The sequence below is a fragment of the Tolypothrix sp. VBCCA 56010 genome, from assembly GCF_050875635.1.
Taxonomy (GTDB): Bacteria; Cyanobacteriota; Cyanobacteriia; order Cyanobacteriales; family Nostocaceae; genus Hassallia.
In genome coordinates, this window is the sequence record NZ_JBPAOH010000598.1 from 1 (window position 1) to 204 (window position 204).

Here is a 204-nt window from a genome sequence, read left to right on the forward strand (position 1 = left end):
ACTCAATGTTGCCATTAATTAAATAGCGGACTAAATCTCCAGTTTTGTATAATCTATGACCAGCATTTCCAAACGGGTTGGGAATGAACTTATCGGCAGTTAATTCCGGGCGGTTGAGGTAGCCCCGCGCCAAGCCATCGCCACCGATGTGCAATTCACCCGGTACGCCTACTGGTACTGGTTGCAGATTGGCATCGAGGATGT

Annotated in this window: 1 protein-coding gene; it reads right to left on the bottom strand. The window is 48.5% G+C overall.

What is annotated here, in order from left to right:
• The coding region (locus AABK37_RS42485; RefSeq protein ID WP_432557339.1) for a hypothetical protein at positions 1 to 204 on the bottom strand (204 nt) is incomplete at both ends.